The 25,270-nt window shown below is 62.4% G+C and carries 26 protein-coding genes; 8 read left to right on the forward strand and 18 right to left on the reverse strand.

Annotation, left to right across the window (positions count from 1 at the left end):
• The first annotated feature begins 112 nt into the window (after positions 1-112).
• A complete protein-coding gene (gene gltA, locus LB551_RS24490; protein WP_140498678.1) occupies positions 113-1,441 on the forward strand; it encodes a citrate synthase in 1,329 nt (442 codons plus the stop codon).
• 59 nt (positions 1,442-1,500) lie between these two features.
• On the opposite strand, the gene lpxB is transcribed toward gltA, so the two are convergent.
• The 13 genes from lpxB to LB551_RS24555 all read right to left on the reverse strand — a co-directional run bounded on the left by lpxB (position 1,501) and on the right by LB551_RS24555 (position 14,639).
• On the reverse strand, positions 1,501-2,679 hold the full coding sequence (lpxB, locus tag LB551_RS24495; RefSeq protein ID WP_224660694.1) for a lipid-A-disaccharide synthase: 1,179 nt from the start codon (positions 2,677-2,679) through the stop codon (positions 1,501-1,503).
• Entirely contained in the window at positions 2,672-3,571 is a 900-nt protein-coding gene (locus LB551_RS24500; protein ID WP_411970966.1) for an LpxI family protein, read from the reverse strand. Before LB551_RS24500 ends, lpxB begins: the two co-directional genes overlap by 8 nt.
• Complete coding sequence (gene lpxA / locus LB551_RS24505) at positions 3,558-4,391, reverse strand: acyl-ACP--UDP-N-acetylglucosamine O-acyltransferase (RefSeq protein WP_224660696.1); 834 nt, start codon at positions 4,389-4,391, stop codon at positions 3,558-3,560. Before lpxA ends, LB551_RS24500 begins: the two co-directional genes overlap by 14 nt.
• 14 nt (positions 4,392-4,405) lie before the next feature.
• Positions 4,406-4,873, reverse strand: a complete 468-nt coding sequence (gene fabZ / locus LB551_RS24510) for a 3-hydroxyacyl-ACP dehydratase FabZ (RefSeq protein WP_140548369.1) — start codon at positions 4,871-4,873, stop codon at positions 4,406-4,408.
• Entirely contained in the window at positions 4,866-5,924 is a 1,059-nt protein-coding gene (gene lpxD / locus LB551_RS24515; protein WP_224660697.1) for a UDP-3-O-(3-hydroxymyristoyl)glucosamine N-acyltransferase, read from the reverse strand. Before lpxD ends, fabZ begins: the two co-directional genes overlap by 8 nt.
• Positions 5,925-6,000: 76 nt before the next feature.
• Positions 6,001-8,373: an outer membrane protein assembly factor BamA gene (gene bamA / locus LB551_RS24520; RefSeq protein ID WP_140548365.1), complete on the reverse strand. Its 2,373-nt coding sequence runs from the start codon at positions 8,371-8,373 to the stop codon at positions 6,001-6,003.
• A gap of 217 nt (positions 8,374-8,590) precedes the next feature.
• On the reverse strand, positions 8,591-9,733 hold the full coding sequence (gene rseP / locus LB551_RS24525) for an RIP metalloprotease RseP (RefSeq protein WP_224660699.1): 1,143 nt from the start codon (positions 9,731-9,733) through the stop codon (positions 8,591-8,593).
• Between the two features lie 100 nt (positions 9,734-9,833).
• Positions 9,834-10,649, reverse strand: a complete 816-nt coding sequence (locus LB551_RS24530; protein ID WP_224660700.1) for a phosphatidate cytidylyltransferase — start codon at positions 10,647-10,649, stop codon at positions 9,834-9,836.
• Positions 10,646-11,380 (reverse strand): isoprenyl transferase, encoded by a 735-nt coding sequence (locus LB551_RS24535; RefSeq protein WP_224660702.1) that lies wholly within the window; start codon positions 11,378-11,380, stop codon positions 10,646-10,648. The genes LB551_RS24530 and LB551_RS24535 overlap by 4 nt, the downstream gene beginning before the upstream one ends.
• Positions 11,381-11,413: 33 nt before the next feature.
• On the reverse strand, positions 11,414-11,968 hold the full coding sequence (gene frr / locus LB551_RS24540) for a ribosome recycling factor (protein WP_140498698.1): 555 nt from the start codon (positions 11,966-11,968) through the stop codon (positions 11,414-11,416).
• Positions 11,969-12,078: 110 nt separating this feature from the next.
• The gene (gene pyrH / locus LB551_RS24545; protein WP_140498986.1) at positions 12,079-12,801 is read right to left on the reverse strand and encodes a UMP kinase; all 723 of its coding nucleotides are present in this window, start codon (positions 12,799-12,801) and stop codon (positions 12,079-12,081) included.
• Positions 12,802-12,964: 163 nt separating this feature from the next.
• Complete coding sequence (locus LB551_RS24550; RefSeq protein WP_224660703.1) at positions 12,965-14,074, reverse strand: aldo/keto reductase; 1,110 nt, start codon at positions 14,072-14,074, stop codon at positions 12,965-12,967.
• A 37-nt stretch (positions 14,075-14,111) separates the two neighbouring features.
• On the reverse strand, positions 14,112-14,639 hold the full coding sequence (locus LB551_RS24555; protein WP_224660704.1) for a nuclear transport factor 2 family protein: 528 nt from the start codon (positions 14,637-14,639) through the stop codon (positions 14,112-14,114).
• A 111-nt stretch (positions 14,640-14,750) separates the two neighbouring features.
• Here LB551_RS24555 and LB551_RS24560 point away from each other — a divergent pair, with 111 nt between their 5' ends.
• Entirely contained in the window at positions 14,751-15,677 is a 927-nt protein-coding gene (locus LB551_RS24560; protein WP_224660705.1) for a LysR family transcriptional regulator, read from the forward strand.
• Positions 15,678-15,704: 27 nt separating this feature from the next.
• On the opposite strand, the gene tsf is transcribed toward LB551_RS24560, so the two are convergent.
• The 4 genes from tsf to LB551_RS24580 all read right to left on the reverse strand — a co-directional run bounded on the left by tsf (position 15,705) and on the right by LB551_RS24580 (position 18,978).
• Positions 15,705-16,625, reverse strand: coding sequence for a translation elongation factor Ts (tsf, locus tag LB551_RS24565; protein ID WP_140498706.1), 921 nt, complete (start codon positions 16,623-16,625; stop codon positions 15,705-15,707).
• 107 nt (positions 16,626-16,732) lie between these two features.
• Positions 16,733-17,515, reverse strand: a complete 783-nt coding sequence (rpsB, locus tag LB551_RS24570) for a 30S ribosomal protein S2 (RefSeq protein ID WP_140498708.1) — start codon at positions 17,513-17,515, stop codon at positions 16,733-16,735.
• Positions 17,516-17,716: 201 nt separating this feature from the next.
• A complete protein-coding gene (locus LB551_RS24575; RefSeq protein WP_140548351.1) occupies positions 17,717-17,995 on the reverse strand; it encodes a DUF4031 domain-containing protein in 279 nt (92 codons plus the stop codon).
• Between the two features lie 155 nt (positions 17,996-18,150).
• Positions 18,151-18,978, reverse strand: a complete 828-nt coding sequence (locus LB551_RS24580; RefSeq protein WP_224660706.1) for a cell envelope integrity EipB family protein — start codon at positions 18,976-18,978, stop codon at positions 18,151-18,153.
• 138 nt (positions 18,979-19,116) lie between these two features.
• Between LB551_RS24580 and LB551_RS24585 the strand changes: the two genes are divergently transcribed.
• From LB551_RS24585 to LB551_RS24600, 4 genes are all read left to right on the forward strand, one after another.
• On the forward strand, positions 19,117-19,581 hold the full coding sequence (locus LB551_RS24585) for a RidA family protein (protein WP_140548347.1): 465 nt from the start codon (positions 19,117-19,119) through the stop codon (positions 19,579-19,581).
• Positions 19,582-19,592: 11 nt separating this feature from the next.
• A complete protein-coding gene (locus tag LB551_RS24590) occupies positions 19,593-20,321 on the forward strand; it encodes a glycerophosphodiester phosphodiesterase (RefSeq protein WP_224624652.1) in 729 nt (242 codons plus the stop codon).
• A 57-nt stretch (positions 20,322-20,378) separates the two neighbouring features.
• Positions 20,379-21,593: a GNAT family N-acetyltransferase gene (locus LB551_RS24595; protein WP_224660707.1), complete on the forward strand. Its 1,215-nt coding sequence runs from the start codon at positions 20,379-20,381 to the stop codon at positions 21,591-21,593.
• 158 nt (positions 21,594-21,751) lie between these two features.
• Positions 21,752-22,183 (forward strand): HIT family protein, encoded by a 432-nt coding sequence (locus LB551_RS24600; protein ID WP_224660708.1) that lies wholly within the window; start codon positions 21,752-21,754, stop codon positions 22,181-22,183.
• Between the two features lie 201 nt (positions 22,184-22,384).
• Here the strand turns inward: LB551_RS24600 and LB551_RS24605 are convergent, their stop codons facing one another.
• The gene (locus LB551_RS24605; protein ID WP_224660709.1) at positions 22,385-23,026 is read right to left on the reverse strand and encodes a chloramphenicol phosphotransferase CPT family protein; all 642 of its coding nucleotides are present in this window, start codon (positions 23,024-23,026) and stop codon (positions 22,385-22,387) included.
• A 116-nt stretch (positions 23,027-23,142) separates the two neighbouring features.
• Here LB551_RS24605 and LB551_RS24610 point away from each other — a divergent pair, with 116 nt between their 5' ends.
• Both LB551_RS24610 and LB551_RS24615 read left to right on the forward strand, forming a co-directional pair.
• The gene (locus LB551_RS24610) at positions 23,143-23,817 is read left to right on the forward strand and encodes a response regulator transcription factor (protein ID WP_140548337.1); all 675 of its coding nucleotides are present in this window, start codon (positions 23,143-23,145) and stop codon (positions 23,815-23,817) included.
• Positions 23,814-25,142 (forward strand): sensor histidine kinase, encoded by a 1,329-nt coding sequence (locus LB551_RS24615; RefSeq protein WP_224660710.1) that lies wholly within the window; start codon positions 23,814-23,816, stop codon positions 25,140-25,142. The genes LB551_RS24610 and LB551_RS24615 overlap by 4 nt, the downstream gene beginning before the upstream one ends.
• Positions 25,143-25,270: the final 128 nt, after the last annotated feature.

Genomic DNA, 25,270 nt, shown 5'->3' on the forward strand with positions numbered 1-25,270 from the left:
TCTGGCACGCACCCCCTAAAATGCGGTCGCGAATACGCGCATTCGGTGACTTCGACGTGTCGCTTTGCAGAATTTGCCTTTGCCGGCATGAGGAAACAAGAAGGAGTTTGCAATGACCGAAGCTGCGACAAGACGGGAACTGGGCGGCAAGACCCAGGAAGCCACCGCAAAGCTGGAATTCGCCGGCAAGACGCACGAATTCAAGGTGCGAAGTGGTTCGGTCGGGCCTGACGTCATCGACATCGCCACGCTCTACAGCACCACCGGTGCCTTCACCTACGATCCCGGCTTCACTTCGACGGCAAGCTGCGAGTCCGAGATCACGTTCATCGATGGCGACGCCGGCATTCTCCTGCATCGCGGCTATCCGATCGACCAGTTGGCCGAACATGGCGACTTCCTGGAAGTCTGTTATCTCCTGCTCTACGGCGAACTGCCGACCAAGGCGCAGAAGGACGATTTCGACTACCGCGTGACGCGCCATACCATGGTGCATGAGCAGATGTCGCGCTTCTTCACCGGTTTCCGCCGCGACGCGCATCCGATGGCGGTGATGTGCGGCGTGGTCGGCGCGCTGTCGGCCTTCTATCACGACTCCACCGACATATCCGACCCGTACCAGCGCATGGTGGCGTCGATGCGGCTGATCGCCAAGATGCCGACGATCGCGGCCATGGCCTACAAATACCATATCGGCCAGCCCTTCATTTATCCGAAGAACGAACTGAATTTCGCCGCCAACTTCCTGCACATGTGCTTTGCCGTGCCGTGCGAGGAATACAAGATCAACCCGGTCCTGGCGCGCGCCATGGAACGCATCTTCATCCTGCACGCCGACCACGAGCAGAACGCCTCGACCTCGACCGTGCGGCTCGCCGGCTCGTCGGGCGCCAATCCGTTTGCCTGCATCGCCGCCGGCATCGCCTGCCTGTGGGGGCCGGCGCATGGCGGCGCCAACGAAGCGGCGCTGAACATGCTGGGGGAGATCGGCCATGTCGATCACATTCCCGAATTCATCGCCCGCGCCAAGGACAAGGACGATCCGTTCCGGCTGATGGGTTTTGGCCACCGTGTCTACAAGAACTACGATCCGCGCGCCAAGATCATGCAGAAGACCGCGCACGAAGTGCTGGGCGAGCTCGGCATCAAGGACGATCCGCTGCTCGACATCGCCATGGAACTGGAGAAGATCGCGCTCACCGATCCCTACTTCATCGAGAAGAAGCTCTATCCCAATGTCGACTTCTACTCCGGCATCACGCTGAAGGCGCTGGGCTTCCCCACCACCATGTTCACCGTGCTGTTCGCGGTTGCCCGCACCGTCGGCTGGATCGCGCAGTGGAAGGAGATGATCGAGGATCCGCGCCAGAAGATCGGCCGCCCGCGCCAGCTCTATACCGGCGCGCCCGAGCGGGATTATGTGCCGATCGCGAAGCGGTAAAATAAGGCAGTAGTGAGTAGTCAGTAGTCAGTAGTCAGTAGGGAAAAGAGCGGCATTTCCTACTCACTACTCACTCCTTTGATATACCTCATTACCACCTGCGCGGCGATGTCGCCTGACGGCTTGTCGGTCGTCATGCGCCGCGCGATCTCGGCGAACCCGTCCTTCTGCCATCTGCGCATGCCTGTGTCGGCGAACAGCGCTTCGAGCTGGCGGGCCAGATTGTTCGGCTTGACATATTCGTTGTAGAATTCCGGGATCAGCGCCCGGTCCGATATCAGATTGGGCAGCAGCGCCGACCAGACCGAAACGAGATATGGCGCCACGATGCGCGCAACAGGGTCGAGCCTATAGCAGGAGATCATCGGCACATCGGACAGCGCCAGCTCAAGCGAAACCGTGCCGGACGCGATCAGCGCCGCGTCGGCCTTGCCGAAGGCCTGCCACTTTCGCTCAGCGTCGAGGATGATCTCGGGCTTCTCGTCCCAGCGAGCGACCGCCGAGCGCACGACATCGGCGACATGCGGCACGGTCGGCAACATCAGCCGCAGGCGATGCCCGCGTGCCCGCAGCATCGACACGGTCTCCCCAAACGGCTCGAGCAGCCGCCGCACTTCGCTGCGTCGCGAGCCGGGCAGGACGAGCAGCGTCTTCAGGCGATCCGGCGAAAGGTCCCGCGGTTGGGCCTGCGTCCTGGCCGCCGACAGCACGCCCGCGTCATGGGTGAGGCGATGTCCGACATAGGTGCCTGGCGGTCCGCCGAGCCTGCCTAGCTCCTTCACCTCGAACGGCAGGATGCAGAGGATGTGGTCGACATAGGGCTTCATCGCCACCGCCCTGCCCGGCCGCCATGCCCAGACGCTGGGGCAGACATAGTGGATGATCGGGATGGACGGGTTGGCCGCGCGCACTTTCCTGGCCACGCGCAGCGAAAAGTCGGGACTATCGATGGTGATGAGGCAGTCGGGTTTCTCATCCGCGACCATCCTGGCCAGCTGTCCGATCCGCCGCATCAGCCTTGGCAGGTCGCGCAGGATGGCGCTGAAGCCCATGAGCGCGATCTCGCCGGCGTCGAACGGCGAGACCAGCCCGAGCGCCTGCAGATGACGGCCGCCGAGACCGACGATCTGCACCTCGCGGCCCGTCGACTGCTTGATCGAGCGCACGATGTCGGCGCCAAGCAGGTCGCCGGATTCCTCGCCGGCCACGATTGCGATCTTCAGCGCCCTGTCAGCCATGCGCCGGCTCCGCCGCTGGCAGCCCGACGATGAACAGGCCCAGCGCGTTCGCCCGCGACAGCGTGGCGGGTCCCTCCAGGATCAGCGAGCGCCCCGCTTCGACGGCAATGCCGGCAAGCCCCGCCGCATGGGCTGCCTCCACCGTCTGCGGTCCGATCGACGGCAGGTCGGCCCGCAGCTCCTGGCCGGGTTTGGCGCATTTGACCAGCACCCCGCGGGTCTTTCCGGCAAGCCTGCCATGGCCACGCAGCGCGCGCGCTCTTTCGAGCAGGCCGCTCGTGCCCTCAATGCCTTCCAGCGCGATCGCCCGGCCTCCGATCGCAATCGCCGCCTGCCCGATATCGAGCGCGCCGATGGCCTTGGCGGCCAGCCTGGCGGCCTCGATGTCACGCCAGTCGGATTGCTTTGGTTTCGCCGCGGTCAACGTGCCTTCGCCGGCCGCCAGTTCGGGAACGACCTCATGCGCGCCGACAACTTTGATGCCCCGCTTCTCCAGGCCGCGTGTCACCACCTTCAAAAGTCCGTCGTCGCCGCGCGCCAGCGCCATGATCACCGACGGCACGATCGCCAGCAAGCCGAGGCTAGGACGGATGTCGGTCAGCCGGGGCCTGCGTTTGATTTCGCCGGCAAGGACCACATGAGTGATGCCGTGGCGCTTCAGCGTCGCCACCAGTGAACCGATCTGCTCGAGGGCGAGGCTGTCGTGTTCGTATCGGAGCAACTCCTGCTGGCGGTCGGCCTCACCTTCCATCAAGAGGATGAAGGGCGGGTAGCCGTGCTCGGCCAGGCCTTGCGCGACTTCCACTGGCAGGCTGCCGCCGCCGGCGACGATGCCGACCCTGCCCCCCGGCAAGAGAACGAAATCCGCTGCAGCCGCCTCAGTCTTCGTCATCGCCGTCATCGCCATCGCTCCCCTTGAGCGATGGCACAGCATAGTGCCGCTTGCCGCGACTGGAGATGAAATCGATGATCTTCATGGCGGTCGGTGACGTGGCGAATTCCGCCTTGGCGAATTCGATGTTCTCGCCAACGGTGCGCGAGCTGTCGAATATTGTCTTATAGACCCTGCGCAGCAGATAGATCTCGGATCTTGGCAGGCCGGAGCGCTTCAGCCCGATGATGTTGAGGCCGCGCAGACTGGCCCGATTTCCCGCCGCCATGGCATAGGGAATGACATCACCAACAAAAGCCGAGCACCCGCCAAGAAAAGCGTTGTCGCCTACCCGCACGAATTGATGAACGGCGCTGAGACCGCCGATATAGACGTTGTCGCCGATTTCGCAGTGTCCGCCCAGCGTCGCGCCGTTGGCGAAGGTGGCGTTCTTGCCGACGACGCAGTCATGGGCGATGTGGGCGTAGGCGAGAAAATTACCATTGTCGCCGACCGTCGTTTCGCCGCGGCTGGTATCGGTGCCGACATGCATGGTCACGCCTTCGCGAATGGTGCAATTCTCGCCAATGACGAGCGTGGTGCGGCCCCCCTTATGCTTGGTGTTCTGCGGCGGCCCCCCCAGTATCGCCATCGGATAGACCTTGGTCGACGCGCCGATCGTCGTCGCGCCGATCACCGAGACATGGCTGACCAGTTCGACGCCGTCGCCGATCACGGCATCTGCGCCGACATAGCAGAGCGGTCCTATGCGAACGCCCTGGCCGATTTGAGCGCCTTCCTCCACGACGGAGGAAGGATGGATGGATGTGTTGATTTTCATAAGCATTCGATTTGTCAGTCGCCGGTGACCATCATGGCTGAAATCTCGGCCTCGGCGGCCTTGTTGCCGTCGACCAGGGCTTCACAGGCGAATTTGAGCAGGTTGCCGCGTTTCTTGATTTTCTTGACATGGATCTTCAACTGATCGCCGGGAACGACCGGTTTGCGGAACTTGGCATTGTCGATAGTCAGGAAATAGACCAGCGACGGCTTTTCAGTGCGAAGACTGCGGATGCAGATGGCGCCGGCAGTCTGTGCCATCGCCTCGACGATGAGAACGCCCGGCATGACCGGCTGCTCAGGGAAATGACCCTGGAAATGCGGCTCGTTTATGGTCACGTTCTTGATGCCGGTAGCGGATTCGTCGCCATCGATGTCGACGATCCGGTCGATCATCAGGAACGGATAGCGATGTGGCAGGAGCTTCATCAGCGCCAATATGTCGACTGCTTCCAGCGTCGTCGCCGCGGTCATGTCAGCCATTGCTCCCCTCGCCCTGTTTGCGGGTCCTGGCGAGCTTGCGCAGCATGGCTATCTCGCGCATGGCTTCCGCCATCGGCTGTGCCGGATAGCCGCCCCAGATCTCGCCCGCGGGCACATTGCTCATGAATCCGCTTCTCGCGGCAAGCTTCGCTCCCGACCCGATGGTCAGGTGATCCGCAAGCCCGACGCCGCCGCCCATGGTGACATTGTCGCCCACGACGACGGAACCGGAGATACCCGAAAGCCCGGCCACGATGCAGTTGCGGCCAATGCGGACGTTATGCGCGATCTGCACGAGATTGTCGATCTTGGTGCCTTGGCCGATGATCGTGTCGGACATGGCGCCGCGGTCGACGGTGGAATTGGAACCGATCTCGACGTCGTCCTGGATGATGACGCGGCCGATCTGCGGAACACGTTCCGGTCCCTTGGCACCGGCAACGAAGCCAAAGCCGTCCTGGCCGATCCGGGCGCCGCCATGGATGATGACGCGGTTGCCGATCAAGGCATACTGGACGCTGGCGCCCGGGCCGATATAGCCGTCCCGCCCGATCTGGCAGGAGCGGCCGATGACGGCATGAGGCGCAATGACGGTGCCGGCGCCAATGGACACTGCCGGACCGATCACCGCCCCGGCTTCGACGACAGCACCTTCCTCGACATGTGCGCTCGGATCGACATGGGCATGCGGCGAGATGCCGGTTTCACCGGTCATCGGCCCCGGTGTCGCCGCTGTCGGAAACAGCAGTCGTCCGACCAGCGCGAATGCCTGTTGCGGACGAGGATGTACAAGGACGGCGATGGCGGTAGGCGCCTTGCCGGCGAACTCCGCCGGGCACAGCACAGCGGCCGCCCGCAGCGACGGCATCAGCACGGAATTGCGTTTGCCATCGACGAAAACGAGTGCATTCTCGCCGCCTTCGTTGGCAGGCGCCAGCGCGTCGATGAAAACGCCGGACTGGCCGGAATCGACAAGCACCGAGCCGGTCAGATTCGCGACTTCGCCCGCCGTATACCGGCGTGATGGCGCGAAGAACACCGGATCGGTCATTCCAGAAGCTATATCCAGCTAGATCGGAACATTTTCTCCCGGATCTCAACGACCCGGGAGCATCGTCATCCGCCGGTCAGAAGCGGGTCGATATGCCGAAGTTGAATTCCTGCACGTCGTCCCTCGCTTCTTTCTTGACCGGGATCGCATAGTCGATACGGATCGGGCCGAACGGCGAAGCCCACATCAGGCCGACACCGACGGAGGCGCGCCATTTCATGCCCACGGATGATTGGTCAACCAAATCATTGGCAACCTTGCTGCCATAGAGTGTTGCCGCGTCTGCAAAGACCGCGCCGCGCAGACCGAAGCTTTCTGGAACGACCGGCAGCGGGAATTGAGCCTCTGCCGACGCGTTGAAATAAGTGGTGCCGCCAAGGTGGTCACCCGCACCGTCGCTGTCGACTGGGCCGATGCCGCCATAAGCGAAACCGCGGATCATGCGATCGGTGCTCTGGAAGTGATCGAAGATGCGGAGATCGCCGTCGCCGCCGTAGCCTTCGACATGGCCTGCGCCGCCCGAAATGAGGCCGACAAGATCGAACTGCTCGGACAGCGTCTGATAGACGCTGCCGCGTCCGGTGACCTTCACGAACTTGGCGTCGCCACCGAGGCCGGCCACTTCAACCGTGGAGGTGGCATAGATACCCTCATGCGGGTTCTTCATGTCGTCAATGGTGTTGTAGACCAGTCCCAGGCTGACCGACGACTTGATCCAAGGGCTTTGCTCGATGCCATCCAACACGGCTCGGGAAATATCGCAGTTGCCGCTGGGATCTACATCGGTGGCATCGCAACCGTCGTCTACCTCATACTTCTCCCGGGAGATATTGTACGCCAGCTGGGTCGAGATGCTGTCGGTGATCGGCAGACCGAAGCGCACCGTCGCGCCCACAGTATCGCTGTCGTAGTCGTCGTATTCCCTGGTCCGCTTGTAGATATCGAAGCCGGCGGCGATACGACGCCCGAGGAAATACGGCTCGGTGAACGAAAGGCTGTAATCGCGCGAGTTCTTGCCGCCACCCGCCGACACCTTGATGAATTGGCCGCGGCCGAGGAAGTTGCGCTCGGTGATCGATCCTTCGACCGACGGACCGGCGGTGTCGCCACCGGTCGAATAGCCGGCACCGACCGAGAACTCGCCGGTCGACTTTTCGACCACATCGACCACCAGCACGACCTGGTCCGGCGCCGAGCCGGGAACCGTCGAAACCTCGACTTTGTCAAAGTAATTGAGATCTTCCAGCCGCTTCTTCGCGCGCTGGATCAGCACCTGGTTGAACGCGTCGCCTTCGCTGACGTCGAACTCGCGGCGGATGACATAGTCGCGTGTGCGGTCGTTGCCGCGGATCTCGATACGCTCGACATAGGCCTTGGTGCCCTGGTCGATGGTGTAGACCACCGAAATCGTATGATTCTCGAAATTGCGGTCGCCACGCGGCGTCACCTGCGCGAAGGCGTAGCCAGAGCCGGCCACCTTCTCGGTCAGGGCAATGATGGTGTCCTCGACGTTCTTGGCGTTGTAGACGTCGCCCTTGTGGGTCTCGACCACCGATTCAAGCGCCTTCGAGTCGACTTCCGGAATCGTGCTTTCGACGCTGATGTCGCCGAACGTATAACGCTCGCCTTCCTGGACGGTTATGGTGACCGTGTACTTGTTGGTCGCGTTGTCGAGTTCGCCGACAGCGGATACGACCTGGAAGTCGGCATAGCCGTGATTGTAGTAGAAGCGCCGCAGCAGCTCCTGGTCGGCGCGCAGCTTGTCGTCGTCATAGACGTCGTCGCGCAGGATGAACGAAACCCAGGACGAGCGCTTGGTCGAGATCACATCTGACAGGCGGCGGCTCGAATAGGCGCTGTTGCCGACGAAATTGATCGCTGCGATCTGCGTGCGATCACCTTCATTGATATGGAAGACCACGTTCACGCGGTTGTCGCCGAGCTGCATGACCTCGGTGGTTACGGCGGCATCGTCACGGCCGATACGCCTGTAGGCGGCCTTGACCGACTCTACATCGGCGTCGAGCGCCGCCTGCGAGAACGTGCCGCGCGGCTTCAACTGTACGGCAGCCGCAAGCGCGTTGTCCTTGAGCTTCTTGTTGCCCTGGAACAACACCTGGTTAACGACCTGGTACTCGGAAACCTTGACCACCAACGTCGAACCGACCTGATTGATCTGCACATCCGAGAACAGCCCGGTGCCGAACAGCGCCTTGACCGCGCTGTCGATATCGGAGCTGGAGAAGGATTTGCCCGGCTTGATGGTGATGTAATTGCGGATGGTATCGGCGTCGACACGTTGGTTGCCGCTCACCTCCACCCTGCTGACGACAGCGGCTTCGGCCGCCGATGTGGCAACGAACTGCACTGCGAGCGCACCTGGCACGACCAAAGCCGCGGACAGGGCTGCCGCGGAAGCGGCGCTCAAAAACTTGGATGCTGCCTTCATCGGGCTTAATAACCTTTTCTCGTAGTCCCCACGGCGAGAAAACCGGACGTGCGGTAATTTCCCGTACCGTATTAACCGGATTTTCCCTACACGCAAGGCTTCTGGTTAATTTGTATTTACTTAACCCTGGTGCGTGGCTTTCGCGTCACTCATATCCCCGTGCATGGTAAACGGCGTCTCAACATCGACCATGCCGAAGCCAAATTTCTTCATGATTTCAGCACCCAAACAGATCGTTCCAGAATACGAAACCCATGAAGCCCAAAACCAGAAGCAGACCAGCCCGATAGGCCATTTCCATCATCCGTTCCGACACCGGCCGGCGGATGACGGCCTCCACCCCGTAGAACAGGAGATGGCCGCCGTCGAGGGGGGGAATCGGCAAAAGATTGAGGATGCCGATGCCCACGGACAGCAGCGCAACGAGTTGCACGAGCCATTCGAAGCCGAGCTTCGCCGCCTTGCCGGCCATGTCGGCGATCTTCACCGGGCCGCCAAGCTGGCACTTGTCCTCGCGCCCGACGACGAAGCGCTGCAGGAACTGGCCGGTGCGCTGGATGACGTGACCGGTCTCCTCCACCGCCGCGGTCAACGCGCCGGCGGGGCTGTAGGTGATCAGCCTGGGCTGGCCGAGTTCCTTGTTGTTGACGACGCCGATCACGGCCACCTTGACCTTGTTGCCGAGCGCGTCCTGCTGCTCCATCAGCTGCGGCGTGGCGGTCACGGTCACTTCCTTGCCGTCGCGCAGCATGACGAAGGTGATGCTGTCGCCGGCCCGGCCCGAAACCAGGCGTTGGACATCACCGAAGGTTTCGATCTTGCTACCGTCGACGCTGACGAATCGGTCGCCGGGCAGGATGCCGGCTTTCGCCGCCGGACTGTCGGCGGTCACCTCGGCCACCATGGGTTCCGCGACATAGCGGCCATAGGCTGAAAACAGCACCGAAAAGACGACGATCGTCAGCAGGAAATTGAACAGCGGCCCGGCCACCACCGTCGCCGCCCGCTTCCAGATCGGCTGGGTGTGGAAGGCGACCTTGCGTTCCGCGTCGGTCAGCGCTTCGATCTCTTCCGTCGACGGCTGGCTGGAGGTGGCGTTCATGTCGCCGACGAATTTGACATAGCCGCCAAGCGGTATGGCGCAGAGCTTCCAGCGCGTGCCGTGCCTGTCGTTGAAGCCGAAGAGTTCCGGGCCGAAACCGATCGAAAAGGCCCTGACGCCAATGCCGCACCAGCGGCCGACGAGATAGTGGCCCATTTCGTGGACGAACACGACCACGGTCAGCACGAACAGGAAGGGCACGAGCGTGCCGAGAAGGAAGCCTTCCATGCCGAATATCGCGTGAAGAATCTCGTTCAACTCAAGCCCTCAGTTCTTCCGCGACATCGTTGCGCCGCGACTGTGACATCAATCCAGGCGAATCCAAGGCGCGCCCGCATCGATCGTGGAACGATGCCGTTCAAATGGGAAACAGCCCCTGTGCCGGCTGATCGGCGCCCGCCGCAATCCAGCCGATGACGTATAGGGCGAAAGCCGCCGCGACAAGCCCGTCGACACGGTCCATGACGCCGCCATGGCCCGGAATGAGCGCGCCCGAATCCTTGCGGCCGTGGCGGCGCTTGACCCAGGATTCCAGGAGGTCGCCAGCCTGGGAGACGATTGAAAGCGCGAGCGCGACGAGACCGAGCATTGCCAGGTTGCCCGCACCGGCGGCGGCGGCCAGGATGAGCCCCGCAACGACCCCACCCACGGCGCCGCCGAGTGCGCCGCTCCGTGTCTTGCCGGGAGAGATGGACGGCGCCAGCCTCGGGCCACCGACGGCCCGGCCGACGAAATAGGCAAAGATATCGGTCGCCCAGACCACCGCGAACAGGAACAGGATGGCGACGAGACCGGAATGGTCGCCGTCACGCAGCAGCGCAAGGGAAAGACCCGAGACGGCTGCATAGGCAAGGCCTGACGCATCCCACTGCCCGGCCCCGCGCAGTTGGGCGGCGATGGCCGTGACGGCGACCAGTGCAGCCACCAGCAGCAGCAGCCACAAGGCTGGCAGGCCGGCGATCAGGGCGACGAGGAACACCAGCAGCAGCGCTTCCGGCAAAAAACCCAGCCCGGTCGTCCCGGAGGGGCGGGACATGCGCGTCCATTCATAGAAGATCACCGCGGAAATCGCGGCTGAAAGCAGTCGGAACGGCAGGCCGCCGAGCCAGGTCAGGCCAAGCGTCGCGATGGCAAGCACGACCGCCGAAAGGACGCGAAGCTGAAGATTGCTCATCCCGCGGCCGGTCGCGAAGCGACGTCCTGCGTGCCCAGTCCGCCGAAACGGCGTTCGCGGCCGGCAAATTCGCGCAAGGCTTCGGCGAGGTGCTCACGGCTGAAGTCGGGCCAATAGCAAGGCAGGAAAACAAGCTCGCTATAGGCAGCCTGCCATAGAAGAAAATTGGAAAGGCGAAGCTCACCGCTGGTGCGTATGACCAGTTCGGGATCGGGAATGCCTTGTGTGTCGAGGCAGCCGGCAAAGGATTCGGCGGTGATGGCCTCGCTGTCGAGCTCGCCGCGCGCGACGGCCGAGGCAAGCTTGCGCGCCGTGCGCACGATCTCGTCGCGTCCGCCGTAGTTGAAGGCGATGACCAACGTCAGCGCCTCGTTGGCCGATGTCAGCGCTTCGGCTTCTTCCAGCAGGAGCCTGATATCGGGCTGCAGCCCTGCCCTGTCGCCGATGATCCTGACGCGCACGCCGCTGCGGTGCAGTTCGGCGAGGTCGCGGCGAATGAACAGCTTCAACAGGCCCATCAGGTCGCTGACTTCGGATTTCGGCCGCGACCAGTTTTCCGAAGAGAAGGCATAGACAGTCAGGTAGGAAATGCCGAGATCGGGCGCGGCGCGCACCGTCTTGCGCAGTGCCTCTACGCCCGCGCGATGGCCGGCGAGCCGCGGCATGCCGCGCGCCTTGGCCCAGCGTCCGTTTCCATCCATGATGATCGCGACATGCGCGGGCGTTGCCATGATCTCGCTTTCGGGCCAGCCGCCGGCCAGACCCTAAACCTGCATGATTTCAGCTTCCTTGTCGGAAAGCAGGTGGTCGATGGTGCTGATCGTTTCGTCGGTAAGCTTCTGGACCTGGTCGGAGCGCTTGCGCTGATCGTCTTCGCTGATAACGCCGTCCTTCTCCGCCTTCTTCAGGAAGTCCATGCCGTCGCGGCGCACATGGCGCGCTGCGACACGGGCGTTCTCGGCGTAGCCATGCGAGATCTTGACGAGTTCCTTGCGGCGCTGCTCGTTGAGTTCCGGCAGCGGAATCCTGAGATTGGTGCCGTCCACGATCGGGTTGAAGCCCAGATTGGATTCGCGGATGGCGCGATCGACCGCGCCCACCATCGACTTGTCCCAAACCGACACCGAAATCATGCGCGGCTCAGGCACCGTGACATTGGCCACCTGGTTGATCGGCATGCTGGTGCCATAGGCCTGCACCTGGATAGCGTCGAGCAGGTTGCTGGAAGCGCGACCGGTCCGCAGCGAAGCCAGGTCATGCTTGAACGCGGCGATTGCCCCATCCATGCGCCGCTTGAGATCGTCGTACTCACCACTCATTTTAGTCTCCTCGACCCGTCTGACGCGGGTTCACTGCTTTCGGGGCAAGGCCCCGTGTTCGAGCCTGATTTCGAAACCGGTTTCGCCTTTTTCCGCGATCAGGCCCCGGATCAATCGTCCGCGACGACCGTGCAGCGGCCGCCGCCCCTCAGAATATCGCCGAAACCACCTTTTTCGTGGATCGAATAGACGATTATCGGAATGTTGTTTTCGCGCGCAAGTGCAATCGCAGCCGTATCCATGATGGAAAGCCCGCGATTTATCACTTCGGCATGGCTGATGCGCTCGAAACGCGTCGCGTTCGGGTCCTTCTTCGGGTCGGCAGAATAGACGCCGTCGACCTGTGTGCCCTTGAACAGCGCGTCGGCGCCGATTTCAGCGGCGCGAAGTGCCGCGGCCGAATCAGTGGTGAAGAACGGATTGCCGGTACCGCCGGCAAAGATCACCACCTTGCCCTGGTTCATGTAGGCGGTTGCCTGGCGCTGCGAAAAGCTCTCGCAAAGCTCAGGCATGGCGATCGCGGAAAGAACCACCGCATCGACCCCGATCTTGTTCAGCGAAGTGCGCAGCGCCAGCGAATTGATGACGGTGGCGAGCATGCCCATATGGTCACCAGTGACGCGGTCGCCACCCTTGGAGGCAACCGCCACACCGCGGAAGATATTGCCGCCGCCAATAACCACGCCGACCTCGATGCCCAGCGCGCGGGCTTCGGCGATGTCGCCGGCGATACGGTCGACGACCGAGACATCGATGCCGAAATGCTGTTCGCCCATCAACGCTTCACCAGACGCTTTCAGCAAGACACGTCGGTAGAGGGGCTTCACCGTCATCTGGTCCTCATCATTTGCATGTGGTGCGCCCGGGCGTGGCCACCCCCTTCGCGCAGGCGCCGCCCCCGAACAATGGCGCGATGCCGAGTTCCGATACACGAAGGGCGCCGCGATGTCACGCAGCGCCCGACGGCAAATGGGGGCCAGCGCCCCGGCGGATCGATCAGTTGGTGGAGACGCTGGCCGCCTCGCCTTCGACAAGCACCGGCAATGCGTAGCCCGAGGGCTTATCGCCGGTCGTCGCGCCCCCGGTGACGCGCGCTTGTATCTGCGATCCGAAATAGGAATAGGGAAACGGTGCGGGAGTTCTGCTGACCGAATCCAGCCGGTCGCGAAGCGCGGCTGGGATATCGAAGTCCAGCGCGCCAAGGTTGTCCTGCATCTGCTCGAGCTTCGTTGCGCCGAGAATGACGGTGGCGATGCCCGACTGTGTCGCCACCCAGTTGAGTGCGACCTCGGCCATGCCGCGGCCAAGTTCGGCCGCGACCTTCTCGAGTTCGGCCACGATCGCCCAGTTGCGCTCGGTGAATTTCTGGAAGCCCGGATGCGTCGAGTTGCGGAACCCGTCGAGCCGGCCGGCATTGCCGGCCTGCATCGGCCGGTATTTGCCGCTGAGCAGGCCACTGGCCAGCGGGCTCCAGACCATGATACCGGCGCCATGGCGCGTGCCGAAAGGCACGAACTCGTTTTCGATCGTGCGCTCGGCGAGCGAGTATTCCAGTTGCAAGGCCGAGACCGGCTCATAGCCGCGCAATTCGGCGATAGCCTGCGCCCGAGCCGCGTACCATGCGGGCACGTCGGACAGGCCGACATGGCGTATCTTGCCCGCACGCACGAGGTCGTCCAGCGTGCGCATGACCTCCTCGGCCGGCGTCAGCCTGTCCCAGACATGCAGGAGATAGAGGTCTATATAGTCTGTACCCAACCGCTTCAGCGAAGCGTCGACCGCCCGCATGATATTCTTGCGCCCGTTGCCGCCGGCATTCGGATTGCCGGGCTCGGTGTTCATCGTGAATTTGGTGGCGATCACCGCTCTGTCGCGCAGGCCGCGCTCGGCGACGAACTCGCCCAGCCAGGTTTCGGCGGTGCCGCCGGTATAAAGATCGGCGGTATCGAAGAAATTGCCGCCGGCCTCGACATAGGCGTCGAATATGGCGCGGGCGGTCTCCCTGTCCGCTCCCCAACCCCATTCGGTGCCGAATGTCATCGTACCCAGCGCCAGCCGGCTGACGCGCAGGCCGCTGTTGCCGAGAGTATAATAATTCATGGTCATGATATCGTTCCCATTCTGATCCGCCGGATGCCGCCGTTCACTGGCCGGGCGTGGTCTTGACCCACGGGTTGCCGCGCTCATGCGTCATGCGGAATGTGAAGCCATCCACCTTCCAGCCGGCGTCGGAACGGATGAAACGGTGCTCGTATGTGCCCCAGACTTCCCAGAGCGGATCGCCATTGCCTTCCATGCGGTTCCAGGCATAGCCGTTCGATAGGACGGTCGCTGTGTCCGCTTCGAGAACGACCTGGTGATTGGTGCGCAGATGCAGGCTGGTCTTGCTGCCCTTGAGGTTGCCGGCCCAGGCGCCGATCAGGTCGTCGGAGGCAATATTGGCCGCCGGCTGTCCGGACAGGCTGCTGAAATCAGCGGTAACCCGATCCGCGAAATAGCTGCGGGCAAGTTTCCAGTCCTGTGCATCGACGGCGCGGTCGATGGCATCGGCGATGTGGATAACCGCGCGCTCGTCGGCAAGCGCCTGCCACTCCGCCGGTTCGGCTCCCCCGGCATCGATCGGCGCCAGCGCCAGTCCCGCGGCGAAGGTCACATGTTTCAAAGCGTTCATGTCTCGTCTCCTGGAAATCAGCCCACCCGCTGTATCGGGGACAATGTGGATAAATGTGCCGTCGTCGATAAGATTGCATTGTTCGCAAAGACTGTGCGATACAATTCATGAATGGATCGGGACCTGCTCACCCACCTGCCTGTCATCGTTGCCGTGGCGCGACGGGGCGGCTTCGCGCTTGCCGCGGCCGAGCTCGGCATGAGCCCGTCGGCGGTCAGCCATGCGGTGCGGCTGGTGGAAGAACGCATCGGCCAGCCGCTGTTTGCGCGCACGACACGTAGCGTCTCGCTGACAGAAGCCGGCAAGGCACTGGTGGAGACAGCGGGCCCTGCCCTTCAGGACATCGCGGAGCGGATGGACCGCATCCGCGGCGTCAAGGGACGGCCTTCCGGTCTGCTCAGGATCAATGCCTCCAACATCGCGATCCCTTTGGCGGTGACGCCTGTGATCGCAGCCATGGCCGATCGTTATCCGGATGTGACGGTCGAGGTTTTCGCCGATCAAGCCCTGGTCGATATCGTCGGGGAAGGTTTTGACGCCGGCATCAGGTTGGGCGAGATGATCGCGCAGGACATGACCGCCATACGGCTGACGCAGCCCTTCAAGGCCGTGCTCGTCGCCTCGCCGGACTATATCGGAAAGCGCGGCCGTCCACGCGACGTGGCCGACCTCGAGAACCATAATTGCATAGGCTACAGGCTTGTCCGCTCCGGCGCGCTCTATCGTTGGGATTTGAACGACAACGGCAAGGATGTCGTGGTCGAGACGCGTGGCACCGCCGTCGTGACCGATTCGCTGGCGGCGATCGACCTTGCGCTTGCGGGGGTCGGGCTCGCCTATGTGTTCGAGCCGCTGGTGCGCGCCGATCTTGCCGCCGGACGCCTCGCCCAGATCCTGCCAAAGACGGCAATCGAGGAACCTGGCCTTTTCCTTTACTTTCCGCGCCGGGCGTCGATGGCGCCGAAGCTGAGGGCCTTCATCGACACCGCACAGGAAATCGGCCGGGCATCCAAGCGGACACCCGGCCGAGTTGCCTGAGCTGTTCAGCCGTACTTGGTCTTCGGGTTATTTCTTGACCGCCGCCGCGACTTCCGCCGCGAAATCGGTCGCTTCCTTCTCGATGCCTTCGCCGAGCGCGAAACGCAGATAGGCCGAGATCTTGGCCGGAGCGCCGATCTCCTTCTCGGCATCCTTCAGCGCCTTCTCGACGGTGATGTCGGGATTGAGCACGAAGGCCTGCTTCAGAAGCACGACTTCCTCGTAGAACTTGCGCAGGCGGCCCTCGACCATCTTCTCGATGATCGCCTCCGGCTTTCCGGACTGGCGCGCCTGGTCGGCGAAGATCGCCTTCTCGCGCTCGACCGCCGCTGGATCGAGTTCCTCGGTGGTCAGCGCCATCGGGTTGGTGGCCGCGACATGCATGGCGACCTGGCGGGCGAACGCATTGGCCGCATGCTCGTTGCCCGTGGTCTCGATGGCGACCAGGACGCCGAGCTTGCCAAGGCCATCGGCCACCGCGTTGTGAACATAGGTCGCGACGGCGCCGTGCGGAACGGTGAGCTTGGCCGAACGGCGGAAGCCCATATTCTCGCCGATGGTGCCGACGGCATCCTTGATCGTGTCGGTGACCGACTTGTCCGAACCCGGGTACTTCGCGGCAGCCACGGCCTCGCTCGTGCCATAGGCCAGAGCCACCTTGGCGACGTTGGCGACGATCTCCTGGAAGGCGGCGTTGCGGGCGACGAAGTCGGTCTCGGAATTGACCTCGACGACCGCAGCCTCGCGCACGCCGGAATCGACGCCGATCAGGCCCTCGGCCGCGGTGCGGCCGGCCTTCTTGTCGGCCTTGGAGATGCCCTTCTTGCGCAGCCAGTCGACGGCTTCTTCCATGTTGCCGTTGGTCTCGTTCAACGCCGCCTTGCAGTCCATCATGCCCGCGCCGGTCAAGTCGCGGAGTTCTTTGACCTGTGCAGCCGAAATGCTCATTGTCGCCTCTTTGTTCAAATGCGCCGACGCACCATCGAATCTCGACGGTGCGTCCGTTTAACGCGTCAAAATATTAGAAAGATGAAGGCCGTGACCGGCCTTCGCTATCACGCTTCCGGAGTTTCCGCCGCCGGAGTTTCGCCGAGCACCGGCTCGACCGGAGCTTCCACCGAAGCGCCGATGTCGACGCCCAGCGCGCCCTGCTGGCGGGCGATGCCGTCGATGGCAGCCTTGGCGATCAGGTCGCAATAGAGCTGGATGGCGCGCGCGGCGTCGTCATTGCCCGGGATCGGGAAATCGATCTTGTCCGGATCGCAGTTGGAATCGATGATGGCCACGACCGGAATGCCAAGGCGCTTGGCCTCGAGGATGGCGATCGCCTCCTTGTTGGTGTCGATCACGAACATCAGGTCGGGCGTCGAGCCCATGTCCTTGATGCCGCCGAGAGCCTTGTCGAGCTTCTCGCGCTCGCGGTCGAGGTTGAGGCGCTCCTTCTTGGTCAACCCTTGCGCCTCGCCGGCCAGCATCTCGTCGAGCTTGCGCAGGCGCTGGATCGAGTTCGAGATCGTCTTCCAGTTGGTCAGCATGCCGCCGAGCCAACGCGAGTTGACATAGTACTGGGCCGAACGCTGCGCGGCATCGGCGACGATGTCGGACGCCTGGCGCTTGGTGCCGACGAACAGCACGCGGCCGCCCTTGGCGACGGTGTCGGAAACCTGCTTCAGCGCCTGGTGCAGCAACGGCACCGTTTGGCTGAGGTCGATGATGTGGATGTTGTTGCGGGCGCCGTAGATATAGGGCGCCATCTTCGGGTTCCAGCGGTGGGTCTGGTGGCCGAAGTGAATGCCAGCTTCCAAAAGCTGGCGCATGCTGAAATCAGGCAGAGCCATTCTCATTTTCCTTTCCGGTTAGCCTCCACGGACACAGGCATTTTCGGACGAAGTCCTCGATGCCACCGGAGGTTTCAGCCGGATTTCTCCCGGGCAGACACCAAAGTCCGTGTGTGGAATGAGCGCGCATATAGAGGGGAAGTGCTCTAAACGCAAGCGCGACGACACATTGCGGCGCGCCTGCGGCGATCCGCGCGTGCTTCAACGCTTTATCTTACCCTTTGGCACCCTCACCCGCCGGAAGATCGCGACGATCTCCTCGCGGCTGCACTCGATGGCGCCGAGCCGCACCGCGCGGTCGCGCTCGAAACCGGTTATGTCATAATGCGGCGCCGATGTCTTCGGCGGCCCCTGGTAGGATGAGCGCTTGATGCCGAGTTGCGCGGCGAAGCGATGCAGTTCATCGGTGTCGTCGGCCATCAGATGGCACCAGCGATGACCAACCCATTTCCAGATCGCCGCGTCGACATAGACCGCCATGAGGCTCGCCGCATTCCTTCTTTCGCCGACCGGTGGTCCGCGACGAGCGATGATAGAAGGGATTCGCACAGAAGATGAAGCGGCCGGCGGCCTCGAGAAGATGAGAAGCCGCCGCGGCGCTTTCAAGCCGTGGACCGCGACGGCTGCGTCGAAGCTTATTTCGTCGGGCAGGCCTTCGTCTGGTCGAACAGCGACAGATTGACCAGCTTGCCGGTCATGGAGAAATCGCCATAGTCCATGGTTAGATCGCGGGTGATGCCGTTCTCGTGCAGCTTGAAGCTGATCCGGTATTCCGGCGTCTCTTCTCCGTTCTTGGCACTGTCGTCGAAATAGGCGATGTCGACCGGCCAGTATTTGTCGGTAGCGAGCTTGGCCAGCGCCGGCGCTTCCGGATCGGCCTTGTCGGCATCGGTCCTCTTGCCGACGACGACGGTGGTGGACATCACCTTGTTGGCGTCCTCGGAACCGTCGAACAGATTGGTTTGATAGAAGTTTTCACCCTTCTCGGCCTTGTCTATCAATTCGACCAGATGCTGGGTCGGAAACTGGGTGGCGGCAAGTTCCAGGCTGCTCTTCTCGGGCTTGTCAATGTCGACCTTCAGCCCTTTCGTTTCCTTCGTGGCGACGCCCTTGACCTCCTTGTCGAGGTTCTGGTCGACAAAGGATTTGGTCACGAACGAGAAGGTCTTGCCTTCGGCGTCTTCGAATGTCGTCGTCTGCTGGTCGGTCAGCTTGGTGTTGTCGCTGGTGGCGATCTGGGTGACAAAGCGGAATTTCACCGTATAGCCCTCGCAGGCCGAGCCGTTGAATTCATAGACCATGCGGCCGGTAATGCCGGTGATGCCGGAGCGGTCGTCCGCCTTCTTGAGCGTAAGGTCGTAAACGGCGCGATGCGCCTGCAGCGCCGGCACGGCGAAAGCGGGACCTACCGAAAAGACCGCCGGCAACAGGACGGCATGGAATGCAAGGCGCGTTGCGCGCATGAGAGGCTCCGATCGTCGCGGCTGATGGCAGGCCGCAGGGAAAGATGGTCCAGCTTAAAAAAAGTCGTGGCGGAAGCGAGGCAAAAATAGCAATTTCGGCCCGGCTGACGCGGCGCCTTCCAGCAATAGGGAAAAGCAATGAGTGAAACAATCGAAAAGCGGCTAAACGACCTCGGGGTCACCATTCCCGCGGCCGCGGCGCCTGCCGCCAATTACGTGCCGCATTGCAGGACCGGAAATCTGCTTTTCACCGCCGGACAGTTGCCGCTCAAGGACGGCAAGCTGCAGGCGAGCGGACTGCTTGGCCGCGACGTCGACACAGCAACCGGCAAGGAAGCGGCAAGATACTGCGCGATCAACATTCTGGCGCAGGCCAAGGCAGCACTTGGCGATCTCGAGAAGATACGCCGGCTGGTCAAGATCACCGTCTTCGTCGCCTCCGCGCCGGATTTCGTCGAGCAGCATCTGGTCGCCAACGGCGCCTCCGATTTCCTGGTGGCGGCGCTCGGCGAGCGCGGCAAGCATGCCCGTTCCGCCGTCGGCACGGCTTCGCTGCCGCTTAATGCCGCCGTGGAAATCGAAGCGATCTTCGAAGTCGAGTGAGCGAGCCTGACATGACCGACCTTTCCTGGCTGATTGCCCGGCCTGTTGCCCATCGCGGCTTTCACGACATGAACAAGACGCGCTGGGAAAACACCCTCTCCGCCTTTGCCGCCGCGGCCGAACGCGGCTATGCCATCGAATGCGACGTGCACCTGTCGTCGGACGGAGTTCCCGTCATCATCCATGATGGGGACTTGCAGCGGCTGACCGGGCACGACGGTTTCGTCTGGCAGCGCACGGCGGCCGAACTGGCGGCGCTCAGGGTCGGCGGCACGTCTGATCATGTGCCGACGCTGCGCGAGGTGCTCGAGCTGATCGACGGCCGGGTGCCTTTGGTGGTCGAGCTGAAAGGCGTGGCTGGATATGACAATGGCCTGGTGGCGAGCGTCGGCAGGCAGCTCAAGCGCTACAAGGGCAAGGTGGCGATCATGTCGTTCGACCACTGGCTGATCCGCGATTTCGCCAAGGACGCGCCGGGCATACCGGCTGGATTGACCGCCTATGGCAAGGACGATAGGCTGATCGAAGCACATTTCGCCATGCTGGCGCATCAGATCGCCTTCACCTCCTACGCAGCGGGCGACCTGCCGAATCCATTCGTCAGCTTTGTCCGTGAACGGCTCAAAATGCCGGTCATCACCTGGACGGTGCATGACCAGCCGGCGGTCGACCTTACATTCAAATACGCGGACCAGATGACGTTCGAAGGGTTCGAGCCTGATCTGGTCAAAGTCGCTTGAGGCAGGGGTGCCTAGAACGTGACTTGTAGCGGTCCGGATGGAGCTTAAATAAGCCTCATGGATCAGGGCGACGACGGCGACGGGCAAACGGTTGATGCGGAGTATGCGATCCGCATTGCGGCGGGCATCGGCGCCTTCACCTGCGAAGAGTGGAACGGTTTCGCGGGAACCACGCGCAGTGATGCCGAAAACGGTTATAACCCCCTCGTTTCATATGCGTTCCTGAGCGCACTCGAGGATTCTGGCTGCGCCGTGCGGCGCACCGGCTGGCAAGGTCATCATCTCAGGCTGGAGAATGGTCAAGGCACGCTGCTCGGCGCGGTACCCTGCTATCTCAAATCACACAGCCAGGGCGAATATGTGTTCGATCACGGCTGGTCGGATGCCTTCGAGCGCGCCGGCGGCCGTTACTATCCCAAGCTGCAATGCTCGGTACCGTTCACGCCGGTCACCGGCCCTCGCCTGCTGGTGAGCAGGGGCCAGGATTCCAGCACCGTCAAGGCCGGGCTCGCCGCGGGATTGAAGGCGGTGACGGAAAGGCTCGGCGTCTCTTCCGCTCATGTTACCTTCGCGCAGGAGAGCGACGTGGACGTGCTGGAGGCGGCGGGCTTCCTGCATCGCACCGACCAGCAGTTCCATTTCCTCAACGAGGGCTTCTCGACCTATGACGATTTCCTCGCCACGCTCGCCTCGCGCAAGCGCAAGGCGATGAAAAAGGAGCGCCGCGAGGCGCTTGCCGACGGCATCTCCATCGACTGGCTTACCGGCAAGGACCTTACCGAACGGGCCTGGGACGACTTCTTCGCCTTCTACATGGACACCGGCAGCCGCAAATGGGGCCGGCCCTATCTGAACCGCGAATTCTTCTCGCTGATCGGCGAGCGCATGGCCGACGACATCCTGCTGGTGATGGCCAGGCGCAACGGCCGCTATATTGCCGGCGCCATCAACTTCATCGGCTCGGATGCGCTCTACGGCCGCAACTGGGGCTGTATCGAGGATCATCCCTTCCTGCATTTCGAGGTCTGCTATCACCAAGCCATCGACTTCGCCATCGAACGCAAGCTGAAGGTGGTCGAGGCGGGCGCGCAGGGCGAACACAAGCTGGCGCGAGGCTACCGGCCGGTGATCATGCATTCCGTGCATTACATCGCCCATCCCGGCCTGCGCAACGCCGTCGCCGACTATCTCAGGCGCGAACGGCGCGAGGTTGAACGAATGGGCGAATACCTGGAAGAGCACACACCGTTCCGCAAGGATCTCGAGGTGTAGGCCATCCTGCAGGGCAGGAGCATATGTCAGGTTCGGCATCCCTTGGGTTGGCAGTGCACGCCTGTCGGGATCGGCTTCATCGATCTCGCCCGATCGTCTTGCCGCTCACGAGAGGCTTCGCTACACCAATTGGCGAGGCACAATCCGGAGCGTTCGCCATGGCCGAAACCGCCTATGACACCGACAACATCTTTGCCAAGATCCTGCGTGGTGAAATTCCCTCGCACCGCGTCTACGAGGACGAAGCGGTCGTTGCCTTCATGGATGTGATGCCACAAGGGCTAGGCCATACGCTGGTGGTGCCGAAGGCGCCGTCGCGCAATCTGCTCGACGCCGATCCGGCAACGTTCGGCCCGCTTTTCACGGTTGTGCAGAAGGTGGCGGTCGCCGTCCGCAAGGCATTCAACGCCGATGGCGTCACCGTGATGCAGTTCAACGAGCCGGCCTCCGGGCAAACCGTCTATCACCTTCACGTCCATGTCATTCCACGCTTCGAAGGCATCGCGCTGAAGCCCCATACGGGCCAGATGGAGAAACCCGAGGTGCTGGCCGAGAATGCCGGCCGGATAAAGGCCGCTTTGCTATCCTGATGCCTGGCTTTCAGCGGCTCCCAGCAACTGCGACCGTCTGGGAAGGTTACGCAGTTGTGCATCGAAAACCATGGATCCGAGCCGCCAGGACATCAGCGTGATCGCCATTCCGGCCGAACACATCAATCAGATTATGTCCGCCATGGATGAGGATCGGGCAGCGCGGCTGAGATTCATTCTCATCGCGCGCTTGGCGCGCGATCAGGACAGCTTGTTTGCGGAGAACGCCGAAAGCCTCTCAAACGCCGTCGGAGGCTCTACATTTTGCCTGAGCCGCCGGCGGATCGCATCCGCACATTGTGCTGGCGTCAGAAGCGATGTGTCCACTTCCAGATCATACACGCCAGGCCGGTGTACCTCCTCCTGCCACAGACGCACCGCCAACGGTACGGGATCATCAGGCGACCCCGTCACATATCCCCTCCCCGCCGGACTGGCGGCACGCCTCTGCAGGATGATTTCAATCGGGCAGCGGACACCGACAAACAGAACCGGCAGGCCTGCGAGGCGCCGGGCGCAATCGACAAGGCAATCAAGGGGTTGCGAATAGCTGTCGTGATGGCCGAGATCGGCCACGATATTCAACCCCACCCTGCTGTGGGCGGCGATCGATTCGTAGAGCGCGGCATAGAACCGAGGCACGGGACCCTCGAGATCCGGGCGCTCGCCGCCGGGCCGCAAACCTATCCCCGGGCGACAGCGCAGCGGTGTGACCTGCTCATAGACGTCGACTCCCAAATTCATCCATAGGCCCTCGAAGCTCTCCTGAACTGCCTGGACGATGCTTGATTTCCCCGATCGCGGTGCGCCGTTGAGGATGATGATCTGGCCTGGTCCGGACATAAAATTCCCAATCTCATGGAAATGAACGCACGCAGCCATTTGGCGAACGGCTGTTGTTCGCAATGCTGCTGTAATCCTGACGGATGACAAGGGCGCCGGCGAGACGTGGACGTGCAATGCGGGTTCTGTTGATCGAGGACGAAAGAGAAATGGCTGACGCGCTCACCAGGGCGCTTGGCAAACAAGGCGTCGTCGTCGATCACACCGTGCTCCTTGGCGATGCTATCGAACTGTCGCGCCAGCACGTCTATGAGGCAATCCTGCTCGACCGAACATTGCCGGATGGAGAGGGACTGAGCTTCATTCCCAGGCTGCGGGCGGCAGGTGTCGATGCGCCGGTGATCGTCCTGACGGCACGCAATGAGCCGAGAGAGCGCATTGAGGGGCTCGATGCCGGCGCCGACGACTATCTGGGCAAACCATTCCTGATCGATGAACTGATGGCGCGGCTGCGGGCGGTGTTGCGCAGGCCAGCAGCCTTGGCGGAGCCGCGGATCACCGTTGGCATGGTCACCATCGACCCGCTGAATTTCAGCGTGACGGTCGGGTCCAGCCCCGTCGATATACCGAGGCGCGAACTGTCCGTCCTGCTCGCCCTGGCAAAGCGACGCGGAAAGACTGTCATCCGCTCCACGCTGGAAGAAGCCGTCTACAACTACGAGGACGAGATCCAGTCGAACGCCATCGACGCCCATATTTCGCGCCTGCGCAAAAGGCTGACGGATGCCGGTGCTGGGGTGGCCATCCACAACATCAGGGGCGTCGGTTATCTCCTCAGGGAAGTAAGATGACGCAGCAAGGCGCCTCGCTGCGATGGACGTTGATCTGGCAGCTCAGCATCGTTCTGACGTCAGTTGTTGCCGCCGTCATTGTCGGCCTGTGTTTCTACGGAAAAAGGGTCCTTTCGCCCAATGTGGCGCTGGAGCACAGGCTCACCGCTGCCATAGCCGAATCCATCAAACTCGGCCCTCGGCGAAATATCGAGATCCAGGACAGGCCGAGCCTGACCTCGCTCAAGCAGGAGAACAAGAATCTCTGGTATGTCATTGTCACAACTGACAGCAGGTCGGTCTCCTTTGGCGCCATACCGCCGGTCTATCTCGACGTCGCGCGCAACGTGCACCTCTTTCACGATGCCGACTTGCGCGGCGTCGACGGCACGGACGAGATCGCATCGATCGAAGAGTTTGATACGCCAGCCGGCGAGATGCGGATGCTGTTCGGCGGAAATTCCGGCAATGACTCGGTTCTGGTCACACTGATAAAAGAGGTGAGACGGATATATGTGCCTCTGCTGGCCCTCGCCCTGCCGGCGATATTCCTTAGCGTGCCCCGGATTGTCCGCCGCGCCCTCACCGGCCTGAGCGACGTCGTTGGCAAGGCGATGGAGATCGAGCTTCGCAGCCAGGGCGCTCGCCTTCCAACCGAAGCCGTTCCGCGCGAAGTCGTGCCGCTGGTGGCGGCATTCAACGGGGTTCTGGAGCGTCTCGAGCGCGAATTTCAAAAGCGCCAACGTTTCCTGGTCGATGCCGCCCATGAGCTTCGCACCCCCATTGCAATCATGCAGACGCGGATCGAGGGAATGGAATATGGCCAGGATCGCGAACGCCTGCTGCAAGATGTCGCCCGGCTTGGCGAAACCGCCGAACAACTGCTCGATTTCGAGCGCAACGACCAGAACAGGGAAAATTACGGGACAGTCGATCTCGTCGATATCGCGAGAACCGTCGTGGCCGACCTTGCGCCGCTTGCGATAGCGGCCGGCTACGAGATCTCCTTCCTTCGCGAAATCGATGGGTTGGAGCGCCAGGGCAACCGTCCCGCGCTGGTCAGGGCGATAACCAATCTGGTCCGCAATGCCATCGAGCATGGGGGAAATCGCGGCATGATCTCAGTGTCTGTCACCGCCGATGGGCAGATCACCGTGGCCGATCAGGGCCAGGGGATATCGCTGGACCAGCAGGAGCTCGTCTTCGAGCCGTTCTATCGCACCACGCCGCGCAGCACCGGCGCCGGACTGGGGCTGGCTCTCGTCAGGCAGATCGTCACCAATCACGGCGGGCACGTGGCGGTCGACAGCGGGAGCCACGGAACGATGTTCCGCATCCAGATGTGACCGAGACCAGGGCACGCTGCACGGGCAGATCAGACGATGCCATTCGTCTGACGATGGATGTCCAAGCCGCGTAATGTTGCTGTAATTCAGTGACTTCAGGACTCTTCCCGTCGATCAACAAGGGAAGG

Origin of the sequence: Mesorhizobium sp. BR1-1-2 (assembly GCF_020165435.1) — a bacterium.
Taxonomy (GTDB): Bacteria; Pseudomonadota; Alphaproteobacteria; order Rhizobiales; family Rhizobiaceae; genus Mesorhizobium.